The sequence below is a fragment of the Nocardia asteroides genome, from assembly GCF_900637185.1.
In the GTDB taxonomy this organism is placed as follows: domain Bacteria; phylum Actinomycetota; class Actinomycetes; order Mycobacteriales; family Mycobacteriaceae; genus Nocardia; species Nocardia asteroides.
Genome location: NZ_LR134352.1, coordinates 2,335,801 through 2,350,806, shown reverse-complemented (window position 1 = coordinate 2,350,806; position 15,006 = coordinate 2,335,801). Strand labels below are relative to the sequence as shown.

14 protein-coding genes are annotated in these 15,006 nt (G+C 66.1%); 11 read left to right on the top strand and 3 right to left on the bottom strand.

Annotated features, from left to right (window positions below):
• Position 1: 1 nt before the first annotated feature.
• From EL493_RS11000 to EL493_RS10970, 7 genes are all read left to right on the top strand, one after another.
• On the top strand, positions 2-1,129 hold the full coding sequence (locus tag EL493_RS11000) for a sedoheptulose 7-phosphate cyclase (protein ID WP_030202519.1): 1,128 nt from the start codon (positions 2-4) through the stop codon (positions 1,127-1,129).
• On the top strand, positions 1,126-2,238 hold the full coding sequence (locus EL493_RS10995; RefSeq protein ID WP_022567145.1) for an MDR/zinc-dependent alcohol dehydrogenase-like family protein: 1,113 nt from the start codon (positions 1,126-1,128) through the stop codon (positions 2,236-2,238). The genes EL493_RS11000 and EL493_RS10995 overlap by 4 nt, the downstream gene beginning before the upstream one ends.
• Positions 2,235-3,308, top strand: a complete 1,074-nt coding sequence (locus EL493_RS10990) for an MDR/zinc-dependent alcohol dehydrogenase-like family protein (RefSeq protein WP_019045668.1) — start codon at positions 2,235-2,237, stop codon at positions 3,306-3,308. The genes EL493_RS10995 and EL493_RS10990 overlap by 4 nt, the downstream gene beginning before the upstream one ends.
• Positions 3,308-4,426, top strand: a complete 1,119-nt coding sequence (locus tag EL493_RS10985) for a DegT/DnrJ/EryC1/StrS family aminotransferase (RefSeq protein ID WP_022567144.1) — start codon at positions 3,308-3,310, stop codon at positions 4,424-4,426. Before EL493_RS10990 ends, EL493_RS10985 begins: the two co-directional genes overlap by 1 nt.
• Positions 4,423-5,106: a ribulose-phosphate 3-epimerase gene (locus tag EL493_RS10980; RefSeq protein WP_019045666.1), complete on the top strand. Its 684-nt coding sequence runs from the start codon at positions 4,423-4,425 to the stop codon at positions 5,104-5,106. The genes EL493_RS10985 and EL493_RS10980 overlap by 4 nt, the downstream gene beginning before the upstream one ends.
• A gap of 208 nt (positions 5,107-5,314) precedes the next feature.
• Entirely contained in the window at positions 5,315-5,764 is a 450-nt protein-coding gene (locus EL493_RS10975; RefSeq protein WP_019045665.1) for a GNAT family N-acetyltransferase, read from the top strand.
• Positions 5,765-5,767: 3 nt separating this feature from the next.
• The gene (locus EL493_RS10970; protein ID WP_019045664.1) at positions 5,768-6,460 is read left to right on the top strand and encodes an NUDIX hydrolase; all 693 of its coding nucleotides are present in this window, start codon (positions 5,768-5,770) and stop codon (positions 6,458-6,460) included.
• A gap of 181 nt (positions 6,461-6,641) precedes the next feature.
• Here EL493_RS10970 and EL493_RS10965 read toward each other — a convergent pair whose 3' ends face one another.
• The 3 genes from EL493_RS10965 to EL493_RS10955 all read right to left on the bottom strand — a co-directional run bounded on the left by EL493_RS10965 (position 6,642) and on the right by EL493_RS10955 (position 11,261).
• On the bottom strand, positions 6,642-7,790 hold the full coding sequence (locus EL493_RS10965; protein ID WP_022567142.1) for a hypothetical protein: 1,149 nt from the start codon (positions 7,788-7,790) through the stop codon (positions 6,642-6,644).
• On the bottom strand, positions 7,790-8,299 hold the full coding sequence (locus tag EL493_RS10960; RefSeq protein WP_022567141.1) for a DUF4365 domain-containing protein: 510 nt from the start codon (positions 8,297-8,299) through the stop codon (positions 7,790-7,792). The genes EL493_RS10965 and EL493_RS10960 overlap by 1 nt, the downstream gene beginning before the upstream one ends.
• A gap of 715 nt (positions 8,300-9,014) precedes the next feature.
• Positions 9,015-11,261 carry an MMPL family transporter gene (locus tag EL493_RS10955; RefSeq protein WP_019045662.1) on the bottom strand — a complete coding sequence of 749 codons (2,247 nt, stop codon included), beginning with the start codon at positions 11,259-11,261 and terminating at the stop codon, positions 9,015-9,017.
• 115 nt (positions 11,262-11,376) lie between these two features.
• Here EL493_RS10955 and EL493_RS10950 point away from each other — a divergent pair, with 115 nt between their 5' ends.
• Genes EL493_RS10950 through EL493_RS10935 form a run of 4 tightly spaced genes read left to right on the top strand, consistent with a single transcriptional unit; the run spans position 11,377 to position 14,994 of the window.
• Complete coding sequence (locus tag EL493_RS10950; RefSeq protein ID WP_019045661.1) at positions 11,377-11,775, top strand: ArsR/SmtB family transcription factor; 399 nt, start codon at positions 11,377-11,379, stop codon at positions 11,773-11,775.
• Entirely contained in the window at positions 11,772-13,739 is a 1,968-nt protein-coding gene (locus tag EL493_RS10945) for a heavy metal translocating P-type ATPase (protein WP_019045660.1), read from the top strand. Before EL493_RS10950 ends, EL493_RS10945 begins: the two co-directional genes overlap by 4 nt.
• The gene (lspA, locus tag EL493_RS10940; protein ID WP_019045659.1) at positions 13,736-14,245 is read left to right on the top strand and encodes a signal peptidase II; all 510 of its coding nucleotides are present in this window, start codon (positions 13,736-13,738) and stop codon (positions 14,243-14,245) included. Before EL493_RS10945 ends, lspA begins: the two co-directional genes overlap by 4 nt.
• Positions 14,246-14,277: 32 nt before the next feature.
• A complete protein-coding gene (locus EL493_RS10935) occupies positions 14,278-14,994 on the top strand; it encodes a helix-turn-helix transcriptional regulator (protein WP_198041020.1) in 717 nt (238 codons plus the stop codon).
• Positions 14,995-15,006 lie beyond the last annotated feature (12 nt).

Below are 15,006 nucleotides of genomic sequence, written 5' to 3'. Positions count from 1 at the left end.
CATGGACCGCATCTGGGGTGTCGCCGCAACACAACAAGTCTGCTACCGAATCCGACGGACACGAGACTGCCTCGACCCTGACAACAGCGACCTGGCCGACGCCGTGGGTATCGGCAATCGCCGCACCCTGGTCTTCGTCGACTCGACGGTCATGAGCTTTGTCGGCGACCAGATCCTCGCCTACTTCGACACCTACACCTCGAACTGCACCGTCGTACCGATCGAAACCACCGAGCGCACCAAGAACTCCGAAACGGTGAGCCGGATCATCCGCGAGTACGACAAGTTCGGACTCAGCCGGCGCCGCGATGCCGTCGTCGCCCTCGGCGGTGGAGTCCTCACCGACGTCGTCGGCTTCGCCGCGAGCATCTACCGCCGCGGCGTGCCCTATGTCCGAGTGCCGACCACCCTGCTGGGGATGGTCGACGCCGCCGTGGGAGTCAAGACCGGGATCAACTTCAACGGCCGCAAGAACCGGCTCGGCACCTACTACGCCTCGAGCGAGACCATCGTCGACCCCAGCTTCCTCGCGACGCTGCCCGACCGTCAGATCTCCAACGGAATGGCCGAGATCCTCAAGATCGCACTGGTCAAAGACAGCGGCCTGTTCGACCGGATCGAGCGGGAATGGACCACCGCCTCCGGTTTCGCTGCCAACACCACCGTGAGCGGTCCGATCATCGACGCCGCGATCACCGCGATCGTCGAGGAACTGGAACCGAACCTGTGGGAGGACAACCTCGCCCGACTGCCCGACTTCGGCCACACCTTCAGCCCCTCGTTCGAGCTGGCGGCGAAACCGAAGCTCTACCACGGTGAAGCGGTCGCCATCGACATCGCGCTGTCGTGCGTGCTCGCCCAGCGACGTCAGCTCATCGACGACGAATGCCTGGGCCGCATCCTGACATTGATGGCCCGGGTCGGGCTGCCACTGAGCCATACCTGCATCACCGACGACATGTTGCGAGCGGGATTGTCGGACTCGATCCGCCACCGCGACGGCAACCAGAACATCCCGCTGCTCACCAAGATCGGCACCGCGATCTTCGCCCAGGACATCGCCGCGACCGAGCTGGCCACCGCAGCCGATGTCGTGCGTCCGTTCCACAACGAACTGTGCACCGCATGAGCGCCACCGACACCAGCGCCGTCAACCGCGCCCTCGTCCGCAGCGGCGATGAACTGCGCCTGCAGCACACACCTGTGCCCTGCACCTGCGAACCACCCACGGCCCGCCGTGTCCTGCGAGTTGGTGTCTGTGGCACCGACTTACAGATGCAACGCGGCGCACGGTCGGACCGCGCCACGATCCTGGGCCACGAAGGTCTCGCCTTCAACCCGGACAAACGAGGCTGCGAGATCTTCAATCCCGTCAACCCGAACGACCAGGACGTGATCTTGGGCCACAGCTACGACGGCATCCTGCGCGACTACGTGCCCACCGGACTCCCCTGCGGAGTCGTCGCCGCGCACGAGGCCCTTCCGCTCGACCTCGGCGCGCTGGTCGAACCCACCGCCACCGCCCTGTACGCGTGGGATCTGATGCGCGTGCATTTGCGCCCGGCCGGGACGGTCGCGGTCTTCGGCAGCGGTTCGGCGGCCCTGCTGGTGGCGATGCTGGGCGAGGACCTCGGATACCGGATGCAACTGGTCCACCCACGCCGCGAGCGACTTCGCTACATCGAGCAGCTCGGCGTGCTGCCCGCGAGCACCCTCACCAATCGGATACCACCGGCCAGCGTCCACGGCGCGCTCGTGTGCTTGCCGCGCGAGGCGACCGTCACGGCCATCCGCGCGGCAACCGCCAGCCTCGTCGACAAGGGCATGCTCGACCTGTTCGGTGGCATCCCCGCCGGGCTGCGGCACCCGGCGCTGCCCGGCATCGACTTGTCGGCCGTCCGACGTGCCAACGTCTGCGGGCGCTCCTCCGGCTACGACTCCGTCCAGGTGTTCCCCACCGCTGGCAAGCGGGTGTGGGTGACCGGTCATCGCGGAACATCACCCGCCCACCTCGTCCGAGCCCAGCAGCATCTCCTCGCGGCTCCAACCAGATTCGGCAGGCTCATCAGCCACGTGATCTCGCTCGAAGAAGCCGCCTCGCGGATGCCGGCCATGGCCCGAGGCGAACGACCTTTCGGCGAGCACGTCAAGGTCGTCGTCGACCTGACCATGTCGGAGCGTGCGCGCGACGCCGACCTGTCGACCACGGTCGCTGATCACCTTGAGGCGGTCCGATGACCACTCATCTGACCACGACCTACCGGCGTATCGAGCACCATGACCACACCGCTTTCCTCACCACCGCCACAGTTGCCGGTGCATCGTCGGTGCTCGCCACCGGAAAGGTTGTTCTGGCGCCACGAGTAGTCGGTGTGTGCCGCTCGGATCTGCGCGAGATCAGCGGTACCCGTTTCGGCCGCCGCGACTTCGGCCACGAGATCATCGGCAGCGTCCTCGACACCACCCCGGCCTTGGCAGACCTACGGGGGCGCACGGTGGCGTTCGATCCGCACCCACAGCTGGAGCACCGGACGTCGGGATTCGCTGAACTGGTCGAGCTCACCGGCGACTCCCACCAACTGCGTGCCGCGCTGGTACCCGTCCCGGCCGGGTTGCCCGATCAGGTGGCGGTGTTCGCCGAACCGCTGGCGTGCGCGGTGCACTGTGCCACCCGGCTGCACACCGTCACCGCGGACCTCGCGCTGGCGCCCGAGACCACAGTCGCGGTGTACGGCGCGGGCATGGCCGGAACGTTGATCAGCGCGGTCCTCACCGCCACCGGCCACAAGAGCGTCCTGCTCAATCCCAGCGGCCCGCGTCTGGTGTTCCTGCGCCGCCGCCACGCCTTGTCCTCCTCGGCCTTCGAATCCCGCCAACACCGGCCACCGTTTCAGCGCATCGTGGTCGCCACCGCCACCGCCACACCACAGGTGCTGGCGACCTGCATGGACATGCTCGCCGACGACGGATTGCTGATGCTCTTCGCAGGTACACAGCCCGGTGACCGGCTGGGCACCATCGACATCGACCAGGTGCGCCGAACCGAAGACACTCAACTCTCCGGTTCGAGCCAGCGGTACCACCTGGCGGGCACTCACGGAGCCAACCGCGCCGATTTCCACACCGCCCTGGCCCTGTTGCAGCAAGCCCCCGATGCCGGGTGGTCACCGTCGATGTGCGTCAAGCGACTGACCACACAAGTCCTCGACCTCGACGCCGCTGCCGACCATCTCACCGCCAGTGCTGCCCACGGCGGACTCGGCAAAACGATCGTGCAGATCCGTCCACCCGTCCCCCTGGAGTCGTGATGAAGATTCCCCGTTACAACTACCTCGCCCAGTTCGCCGACCTGCCCGCGACCGCCGACCAGATCCGAGGTGCGCTGGCCTCCGGGGATTACATCCTCGGTGAAACAGTCATCCGCTTCGAACAGCGCTTCGCCGACTACCTCGGCGCTGCCCACGCGATCGGCGTCAACACCGGCACCGACGCGCTGACCCTCGCTTTGATCGCACTAGGTCTCGGGTCGGGCGATGAAGTCGTCACCGTCGCGAATACCTTCCACGCCACAGCTCTGGCGATCGCCGCCGTCGGGGCGACACCGGTGCTGGTCGACTGCGAACCCGATACCTACCTGATGGATCTCGATGCGCTCGACGCGGCGTGCGGGCCGGACACGAGAGCGATCCTCGCGGTCCACCTGTTCGGCCGCAGCCTCGACATGGACCGGATCACGACAATCGCCGCCCGCCACCAGATTCCCGTCGTGGAGGACTGCGCCCAAGCCGTCGGAGCGACCTGGGCTGGCAGGCGGGTCGGCACCTTCGGCGCTGCCGCCGCGTTCAGCTTCCATCCGAGCAAGAACCTCGCCGCGGCTGGCGACGCCGGAGCCGTCGTCACCGACAACCCCGAGATCGCCCACACGATCAGGGTCCTGCGTGGCCTCGGACAGCACGGCCAGGGCAACCACGTCGCTCTCGGGGTGAACTCCAAACTCGATGCGATCCAAGCCATCGTCCTCGACGCCAAACTCGACCTTCTCGACGGCTGGAACGCCCAACGCCGCACCCTCGCCGCCCGATACACCCGCACCCTGACCCACCCCGCCATCACGGTTCCACCGCCGATACAAGACCCCGGCGACCACGTCTATCACCTGTACCAGGTCGCCGTGCCGCATCGCGATGCAGTGCTCGCACGGCTGCGCTCGGACGGCATCGATGCCGTCATCCGCTACCCCGTCCCCGTTCACCGCCAGCCCGCGTTCGCGCGCTACCGGTTCGACGGCACCTACCCCCATGCCGACCATCAGGCAGCCGACACCCTGTGCTTGCCGATCCGGCCGGACTTGTCACCAGCAGATGTCGACTTCGTCTGTGCCCGCCTGACCACCGCAATCACCGACTCCCAGGAGGCCCTCGCATGACCGTGTCCATCGCCCCGGCACTGATCGGCGCTGACCCTCTCGCGCTGCGCGACGCCATCGACAGCGTCGCAGCCAGCACCGCCAAATACCTTCACCTCGACATCATGGACGGTCACTACACGCCCGCGATCAGCTTCGGCATGCGCACCGTCGCCGCCATCCGCCACCACACGTCCCTGCCGCTCGAGGTCCACCTGCAAACCCTCGAACCCGAGCGCTACATCGACGACCTCATCGAGATCGGGGCCGACCGGGTCTGCTTCCACGTCGATGCCGCGACCGACATCAGTACTGCCCTCGACACCCTCCAATTGGCCGGCATCGGCAAAGGGCTCGTACTCAACCCTGACCTCGGCCTCGAACTGCTCGACCCCTACTTCGGACGCGTGGACTTCGTCGTCCTCATGACCAGCCGACCCGGCACCAGCACCTTCGAGCCCGCCGTCCCGGACAAGATCCGCGCTCTGCGAACGCTCCTGCGCGACCGGCAACTCGATACGGTGGAACTCGTCGCCGATGGCGGGATCACCACTATCACCGCACCACAGACAATCGAGGCCGGAGCCGACACCCTCGTCGCGGGCAGCGCGATCTTCAGCTCCACCGACCCCGACCTGTCCACAGCTGTCCACGGCCTCGCCCAACCCGTCCAGACCACCGCCTCCGTGCAGCAACACTGACCGAACCAGCAGGCAGCCGTGCGAGAACCGCGAGACGCACCAGCGGGTGGCCGCCGCAGGCCCACCCGGCACCACACGGGATACGCTGGTGCCAACGCCGCCGCTGCCACCTGGCCGGTTCTGGTGAACTATTCGAAAATCGTTCCGGCCCCCCACTTTTCGACCCATATCGCGGCGTCGAATCCGTAGCGCAACGCAGGAGGAGCCCATGGTGTCGCAGACACCCGAGGCAGTTGTGATCGACATCGTGACCCAGGTAGACGACGAGACGCTGACGGCGCTGACGGACCTTCTACCGCAACTGTCCACCACCGCAGCACCTCTGACCCGTGATGTCCTGGAGGCGGTGATCGATTCCACCTCGACGCGGCTGCTCATTGCACGTGTCGATGGAGCGATCGTCGGCGCGCTGACTCTGGTCATGTACACGATCCCCACCGGACTGCGCGCACGCATCGAAGATGTCGTGGTCGACCAAGCCGCGCGAGGACACGGCATTGGACGAGGTCTGACCACCGCTGCGCTGGCCATCGCGATAGACCACGGAGCGCGCACGGTCGATCTCACGTCGACCCCGAAGAGATCCGCAGCCAACCAGCTCTACCAACGGCTCGGATTTGCCCCACGCCAGTCCACGACCTACCGCCTAACTCTCTGACCTATGTCGAACAGCCGCTGCGACAACGCCGATCCGACCAAAGGACCCTGGATGGACAACGCTCAACCGACAGCCGAGACCCAGATCCGCCAACACGCTATTGCTCTGGCCGCCCTCGCGCACAACGGCCTCGTCTTCTCCACCGACGTCTTCGACCGGCAACGCTACGAACAAGCCAAACAGATAGCCACCGACCTGCTGGCCCTCATCAGCAACGGCACCCTCGAGGACCTGCACAAGAACGTGTTCCTCGAACACGGCTACATGACACCCAAAGTCGACGTCCGAGGCGGCGTCTTCGACGACAAGGGCCGCATCCTGCTCATCCGCGACCGCAGCGACGAGAAATGGACCCTGCCCGGCGGCTGGTGCGACGTCCTGGAACCGCCCTCACTCGCCGTCGAACGCGAAGTCCACGAAGAATCCGGCATAACCGTGCGCGCCCGCAAACTCGTGGCCCTGCACGACCGCGATGTGCAGGGCCACCAGCCCGCCTTCCCCTACCACGTGTACAAGCTGTTCTTCCTGTGCGAGACCATCTCCCACGGCCAACCCAGCCCCGTCGAGACTATGGAAGTCGGCTGGTTCAACGTCGACGAGCTGCCCGAACTGTCGACCACCCGTGTACTCGACGCCCAAATCCAGCTTCTCCACGAGCACTGGAACAAGCCAGACCTACCAACCATGTTCGACTGACAGCTGTCATCACCTGACGAGGCGTGCGACGTAGAACTCGCGATCGACATGAGCTGCAGTCCTGTCGGCCTCCCGGAAGCTCCTGCCGGACAGGCTCCAGTAGGTTCCAGCCGCGCGATGCCCCGGTCCATCTCCAGCGGTCCGGGGCACTGTCATTCGACTATCAACGCGCACAAACAGGTCACACTGCAGGTAAGGCGATTGGCCCAAAACCCTGAGGGCTACGAACAACCAGGCCACCACCCTGGCGATCCACCACCCCCTGTAGCTGGACGGTCTCGCCGCTTGTCATCCACTCCGTGACCGTCTTTAGTGGCAAGCTTGGGAGAATGGCTGTGACGTTGCACGGGTGACCCCCTCGAACCGTCTTGATCGTCGCGTAGACATTCGGATCGTCTGGAAACTTGCTAACAGTGACGATCGGACCAGTCATGACGTTGAATTCTCGCCGTTTCGATCGCTTCAGGATCCGGATTGTTTCGGTCAGCTTCTCCTCGGCCGCAGCGGGAATGCTAACTGACTGAGCGATACGCGTAGGAGTGGGTTGCGACGGTGCCCATTCGAAACGGGTTTCAAATTCCGCTACCGCGCCTTCCGCAAGGACACGGGTGATAGCCGACACGAACTCGCGTGTGACCCCCGCTGATACCAGCCCCATCACCTGTTCCGCTCTTGGTAGATGCTCTGGTGTCAAGACATGATCGTGGATGGCTTGCATTGCCTGAGCGAAGGTTCGCGTCATTCGACGTTCCGCCGACTCAACCATCTCCACCGTGGCAACCGACTCACGCTCCAACCCTTCAAAAGGCTGCTCGTTGTCGACGACTTCCTTCGGGTCGCTCAGTTTCACGTAGACGGGGATGACATACGAGCCTCGCTCAGTGTGTCCCATCCGTACGGTATTGCTGAGATCGTCCCCAATTTTCGAGTACCCACCGCTGATCTCAGGGCGCAGCCGAATGGCTGCGGTGGCTGAACATCGGTACATCAGCCGTGCGGACTCGACCATGACGGCGGCGGCAGTCAGCGGGATCGTTTCGGCTATCACGATGTCATTAGCTGCCCGGAGCATTGTGACATCTGTGCCCCACATCTTCAGCGTTCGTTCGACCTCAGCCGTGGGTGCCCCGTGCGCTGCCGCTAGACGTTGGACCACACCATTGAACGCGCCGCTGTCGTTGGCGAGGTTTCGCACGATCGCGATCTTGCGAGCATCCCCACCGGCTGCGGTGTGCTTCCACATCCATCCAGCTGGGCCCTCGGAGACCTCCGTCCAGCCGTGTTGCAGCATCCACGCCTTAGTGTGTATGACTAGTTCGTCGCCGGACATCAGGATGCCGCCTCCTCTCCGAAGCCGACCGCGAATGCAGAGTGCCACTTGGCGAGCGTAGAGGTATCCAATCGGTTGGCACGCGGGATCACGATCGACTTCGCCGTCGAGCTCTTGTCGAATTCTGCCCAGTACGCCTGCGTTCGATGCACCGTCTCGTCATCTCCATACTGCACCCAATCAGCCTTGTGCTCGGGAACAAGAACAAGAACGACGAACGTTGTCCCTTGGTACTTTCTCCACTTGTCGATCCATTGCTGTTTGAGCTGAAACCGAATTTGAGACCCGGTCATTCGATGGGTGCTGGAGCACTTCATCTGAACTCGAACGTCACCCTCTTCGAACTGAACTGTCGCATCGATAGAGTGAACGTCCGAGTCCTGCGGGGTCTCGATCACAGTGCACCCGGCCTGAGAGCACACCGCATACAGGTACGACAGACTGTACCTCGACTTTGCACCATTAAGGTCCAGCCCGTAATGGGGATGCGGTACCGCCACCACCGTCATCTCCCAGCCTCACCCACAGCCCGCGAGACGTTGCCGCGGCTCAGATCGTAGTGCCGAATGTCTAGCGGCATCGTCCCGCCCTCCCTATCCATCACCACACGATTCTCGTCGGAACCGCAAGCCCTACGGGCGTTTCCGAACATTTAGCTCCGAGTCGGGTCCCCCACGAGGCGAGATCGGCGGTCAGTCGCGACGGCGGTTGGCTACGGGGCCCACCTCGGAGGTAGCCCGACGCGACGTGGCCGAGCCAAGTTGATCAGGGTGCTCAATGCACCGCTGATCCCTCTTCATCCCAGGGCGGCATCCGCCGCGACTACCGGTCGACCAGCGCGACGTCCCAGCCACTGCGACGTAAGGGATGACGGGAACGGCCTCTGCCTCGCCGAGCGTTTGCCCCGCCGGCGAGTTCGAGTGTTTCGGTGCGGGCGAGGATGATGTGACAGCCAGGCAAGGCCATCAGTCCTCACACCTGAGTGTTCCCACCGCAATACCGAAGCCTCCAACGGTTCTGCAAGTACCTGACGGGCGTAAACGGGACTGATGCAGGATCCGGTGACAAGTTGACCTGCTCCACCATGCATCAGTCCCCGACCACCCCGACGTCCCCGGTCTGATCGTCGACATGGCCCAGGCACACGAACTCGGCAACCACATCTTCGCGAATCTGCTCCGAAAGGTCCTCGAACTGTCGCCCACCACGCGTCCACTACCGCGGTCAGCGCGTCGACCTTCGCGACACGGCGGGTAGCCACCAGTTCCAGTCGCCGAACAGCCGCATGAGGGCTGGGACGAGAACCAGACGGATGAGCACGGCGTCGATGGCGACAGCGACGGCAAGGGCGAGTCCGAGCTGTTTGAGTTCGAGGATGTCGGCGGTGAGGAAGCTGGCGAAGATGGCGATCATGATCGCTGCCGCGGCGGTGATAGGGCGGGCGGTGTGAGTGAGCCCTGCGGCGACGGCGTGTCGGTTGTCGCCGGTGGCGTCCCAGTGTTCGCGGATGCGGCGGATGAGGAAGACCTCGTAGTCCATCGAGAGCCCGAACAGCAGGGCGAACACGACGGTGGGCAGATAGACCTGGACGAAGCCCGGGCTGGTGAAGTCGAGGATGTTCTCGCCCAGACCCCACTGGAACACCGCGACGGTGATGCCGAGGGCGGCGCCGGTGGCGAGCAGGTTCATCGCGATGGCCTTGACCGGTAGGGCGATGCTGCGGAACGCCGCGATCAGGAAGATCAGCGAGGCCGACAGCACCAGGGCCATGACCAGCGGCAGTTTGGAGGTCATCTCGTCGGAGAGGTCGACGAATTCGGCGGTGCTGCCCCCGATGCGGAGTTCGGTCCCGGCCGCCATATCAATGGTTGCGGCGCTGGTGCGGAGGTCGCGGATGAGGTCGGTGGCGTCCGTGGAGTCGAACGCCACCTGCGGGATCACCATCGTGAGGATTCGACCATTGCTGACCTGCGCCGGGAGCACTGCGGCGATTCGGTCGTCGCGGTCGATCTCGCTGAGGAATTGGTTGATCTGTGCCGCGGCGTCGGCTGTGAGTGGGGTGTCGGAGGCGCCGGTGGCGATGATCTCGACTGGTGAGAGTGCTCCGGCGGGGAAGTTGGTGGTCAAGGCGGTGCTGGCGCGTCCGGTGGGGGTGTCGTCGAGGGCGGTGGTGCCCATGTCGAGGCCGTAGCGGATCCCGAAGACCGGCAGTGCGGCCACGACGAGCACCGCGATCACGGCCGTGCCGAACAGCACCGGTTTGCGCATGACCAGGTAGGCCCAGCGCGCCCACCGGCCTGGCGCGCCACCGGTGACGGTAGCGGTTTCGGCGGGGCGCCACCGGGGCGGGAGAGCGCCGCGATTGATGGCGGGGCCTAGGGCAGCGAGCAAAGCGGGCAGCAGGGTGACAGCAACGATGAGCATGCTGGTGACGGCGGTGGCAACGCCGATGGCGATGCCACGGAAGATCGGTGCGTCGATGATGATCAACGCGCACAGCGAGATCATCACCACGAGCCCGGAGACGAGGATCGTCTTGCCTGCGGTCTCCAGCGACCGTCCGACAGCGGCGGCGATGCCGTCATGGTCGGCGCGTTCGGTGACGTTGCGGCGGGCGAGTTCTTCGCGAAAGCGGCTGACGATGAACATCGCGTAGTCGATGCCGACACCGAGTCCGACCATGGTGGCCATGGCGACGGTCAGCGAATCGAACGCGGTGATCGTGGTGAGGGTGAACAGCGCACCGACCGCGGCCAGCAGGCCGGCGAGGGCCACTCCGATCGGAACCGCCGCCGCAGCAAGAGCGCCGAGTGCGAGCACCAGCAGCAGCAGGGCGACGGGGATGCCGATCGCTTCGGCGCGGGCCAGGTCGGCGTTCTGCAGTTCGGTGGCCGCGTTCTGCACCGCCGAGTATCCGGTCAGCCCGACCTCGACGGGGGCATCGCTATTCGCCGCACCGATGGCGTCTTGCAGATCGCGGGCGATGCGTGCGCGTTCGGCCATGTCGCCATCCATACCGGCCAAGGCGATCGCGACGTGCTTGTCGGCCGAGATCTGGGTGCCGGGCAGTCCGAGGTAGGGGTCGACGACCTCTGTCACACCGGAGACCGCTCGCGCGGCGGTGACCGCACGGGAGACAGCCGCCCGGAAGTCTGGGCTATCGGCGGTGAGGGTGGGCGACTGCAGCACGATGACCGCTTGTTCGGCGCCGAACTGCGGGAAGTGCTGCGCGACGAGGCGGTCGACCTCGGCGGATTGGGAGTCCTCGACCCCGAAGTCCATGGCGCCGAGCCGATCTTCGAGTAATGGATAGGCCACCGCGCACATCACCAGTAGCAGCGCCCAGATCGCCAGGACGGGGCGTCTGTGTCGTGCCATGGCCGCACCCCACCGATACAGCAGGCCGGAGTCCGCGACAGAGGTGGATCGTTGTGGTGGCTCGGTGGTCGCGATCGTGTGCTGCTGGTTCACGGGGTCTCCCTCCGGCGCCGATCAAGATTGATCGACAAAAAACGATGTGATCGGTGAAATAAGATTAATCACAGAGAGTGGCGATATCAATAGCCTTGGGCGCTATCATCGTTTTATGACGATGAATCATGGCAGGGACTGCCTCGTCGGAACAGAAGGCTTGGATCCGGCGGTGGCGTTGTTCCACAGCCTGTCGGATGCCACACGGTTGGCGATTGTGCACCGGCTGGCGTGCGGGGAGGCACGGGTGTCGGACCTGATGGCGGGACTGGAGTTGGCGCAGTCGACGGTGTCGGCGCACGTGGCGTGCTTGCGTGACTGTGGGCTGGTCGTGGGCCGCCCGCAGGGTCGGCAGGTGTTCTACAGCCTGGCCCGCCCCGAACTGATGGACCTGCTCTCGGCGGCGGAGACCTTGCTTGCCGCGACGGGCAACGCGGTGGCGCTGTGCCCGAACTACGGCACCGACGCCGCTACCACCACCCCGACCGAAACCACTACGGAGGTGCGAGCATGAGCGACGCGTGCGGCTGCGGCCACGACGAACCCCCCGGCGAGAACGCCGAAGGCGAGGAGCGCGAACCCGAGAAACTCTGGGAGGTCAGCGAACTGCGCGCGGCCGCGCTCGCGGGTGTGTTATTGCTCGCGGCGTTGATCGTCGGCTGGAGCGGCGGTCCGCGCGCGGTCGAATTGGGCTTGGAGGCCGCCGCGCTGGCGGTCGGCGCCTATACCTTCGTGCCCTCGACGATCAAGCGGCTGGCCAAGGGCAAGATCGGTGTCGGAACGCTGATGACGATCGCGGCAATCGGTGCGGTGATCCTCGGCGAGGTCGGCGAAGCCGCGATGCTGGCGTTCTTGTTCTCCATCAGCGAAGGACTCGAGGAGTACGCGGTCGCGCGCACCCGCCGCGGCCTGCGCGCGTTGTTGAGTCTGGTACCAGCGCAGGCCACTGTGCTGCGCGGTGGCACCGAAGCCGTCGTCACGCCGCCCGAGTTGCGCATCGGTGACCGGATGCTGGTGCGTCCCGGCGAGCGCATCGCCACCGACGGTGTGATCATCGAAGGGCGTAGCGCACTAGATGTTTCGGCGATCACCGGCGAATCGGTGCGCGTGGAAGCCGGACCGGGCGCGGAGGTTTTCGCCGGATCCATCAACGGCACCGGAGTCCTCGAGGTCGAAGTCACCACCACCGCCGAGGACAACTCCCTGGCCCGGATCGTGCGGATCGTGGAAGCCGAACAAGCCCGCAAGGGCGAAGCTCAGCGCCTGGCGGACAAGATCGCCAAACCCCTCGTTCCAGGGATCATGCTCGCCGCCGCAGCGATCGCGGTGATCGGGTCGCTGCTGGGCGATCCGACGACCTGGATCGAACGCGCGCTGGTGGTGTTGGTCGCCGCGTCGCCGTGCGCACTGGCGATCGCGGTGCCGGTGACCGTTGTGGCCGCGATCGGCGCTGCGAGCAAGCTGGGTGTGCTGGTCAAGGGCGGCGCCGCGCTCGAGGCGATGGGCAAGGTCCGCGAGGTCGCGCTCGACAAGACCGGCACCCTGACCGCGAACAAGCCTGCCGTGGTGGAGATCTCCACAGTCGGGGGCGTCGACCAGGCCACCGTCCTCGCGGTCGCGGCAGCGCTGGAATCGCGCAGCGAACATCCCCTCGCTCGGGCCATCCTCGCCGCCGCCGACACCGTCACCCCGGCCACCGACGTCGAGGCTGTCACCGGCGCCGGGCTCACTGGTCTGGTCGACGGGCGCCCGGCCCGGCTGGGTCGACCAGGCTGGATCGAGCCCGGCGAGCTGGCCGTCGACGTCGAGCGGATGCAGCATGCCGGGGCGACCGCGGTGCTCATCGAAGACGACGGCCGGCTGATCGGTGCGATCGCGGTGCGCGACGAACTGCGACCCGAGGCCCGCGAGGTCATCGACCGCCTGCATGCCTCGGGTTGCCGCGTATCTATGCTCACCGGCGACAACGCCCGCACCGCTGCGGCTCTCGCGGCCGAGGCGGGTATCGAGGACGTGCACGCGGACCTGCGTCCGGAGGACAAAGCCCGCATCATCGGTGAACTGCGCAAGGATCGGTTCACCGCGATGGTCGGCGACGGCGTCAACGACGCCCCCGCTCTGGCGACCGCCGATCTGGGCATCGCGATGGGCGCTATGGGCACCGACGTGGCCATCGAAACAGCCGACGTCGCGTTGATGGGTGAAGACCTTCGACACCTGCCGCGAGCGCTCGACCACGCCCGCAGGGCGCGTTCGATCATGCTGCAGAACGTCGGGTTGTCGCTGGGCTTGATCACTGTGCTGATCCCGCTGGCGTTGTTCGGTGTCCTCGGGTTGGCGGCAGTGGTCGCGGTGCACGAGCTCGCCGAGATCGTCGTCATCGCCAACGGCGTCCGTGCCGGACGCACCACCTCGCTGGCGCCGGTCCCGGAACGCGTCGCGCCCGTGACGCCGACGCCAGCTGGCCTGCCCGCATGACCGCCACTGACGCGCCGGTGGCGGCGGCGTGGCGGCGCCGGTTGGCGTGGGGCGCCACTGCCTCCGGAATCGCTGTGGCCGACCTCGCGATCAAGGGGTGGGCGGTGACCGCTCTGAAGGGATCCGCGATCGAAGCGGGCCCGGTCGATCTGCGGTTGGCGTTCAACCCAGGCGCGGCGTTCTCGATCGCCGCGAATGCGCCTGATTGGGTGCTGCTGAGCGTGACAATGGTGATCACGGTCGCTGTCGCGGTCGCGGGTTATCGGGTCGCGCCGCACGCGTCGTTGCTCACCCGGGTCGCACTGGCCGCGCTTTTGGGTGGTGCGGCGGCAAACGTCATCGACCGCATCCCTGATGGTGTCGTCACCGACTATCTGCACACCGGGTGGTGGCCGACGTTCAACCTCGCCGATTCCTTCATCGTTCTGGGTGCCATTACGTTGGTGATCGCGAGCCTGTTCACCGATACCGCCGATTCGTCGTCGCACGAGGCCGGTCGGGGGTGAGTGTGGCCGGGCAACGGTGGCGCGGTGGGCTCGTGTTCGCGCCGGGGGTGATGGCGTTCACCGGCGAGATAGGCGACGCCACACCCCATTCACACGCCGCGGTCCAGGTCCTGCTCGTCACCGCCGGCCAGGTGACTCTCACCGACGCCGCCGGTGATACCCGGCTGGCCGACCTGGCGATCATCCCTGCTGGTGTCCGTCATGAAGTACGCGTCACCACCCCGACCGCACGAGGGCTGCTGGCTTTGCTGGATCCGGCAGGGTCCACCGGCCGTGCCGCGCTGGCCCGGCTCGATGGGCTGCCCGCCCACGAGGTATCGAGTTGGATCTCCGCGGCCACGCCACGAACCGACCCGCTCCCGTCGATGACGGATCCGGTCTCTGCGCTACGTCGGCGGAATGTGCACCCCGCGGTCGCGGCGGCGATGCGCGAGGCAGACGGGGCCGCCGGAGGGCCGCCGCCGCTGGGCGTGGTGGCCGCAGCGGTGTCGATGTCGCCGAGTCGGCTCTCGCACTTGTTCACCGCCGAGGTCGGATTGCCGTACGCGGCATGGCGGCGCTGGACCCGGTTGCAGCGTGCCGTCGATCAGGTCCGCGCCGGGAGCTCGTTGACCGAGGCCGCGCATGCCGCCGGGTTCGCCGACAGTGCCCATCTCACCCGCACCTGCCGTGACTTGTTCGGTCTCACCCCCACCGAGGCGTTAGCGGCGACCGGATGGCGGCCGACCACCTCGGCGCGAGTCAGCTGATTTGTTCAAGCC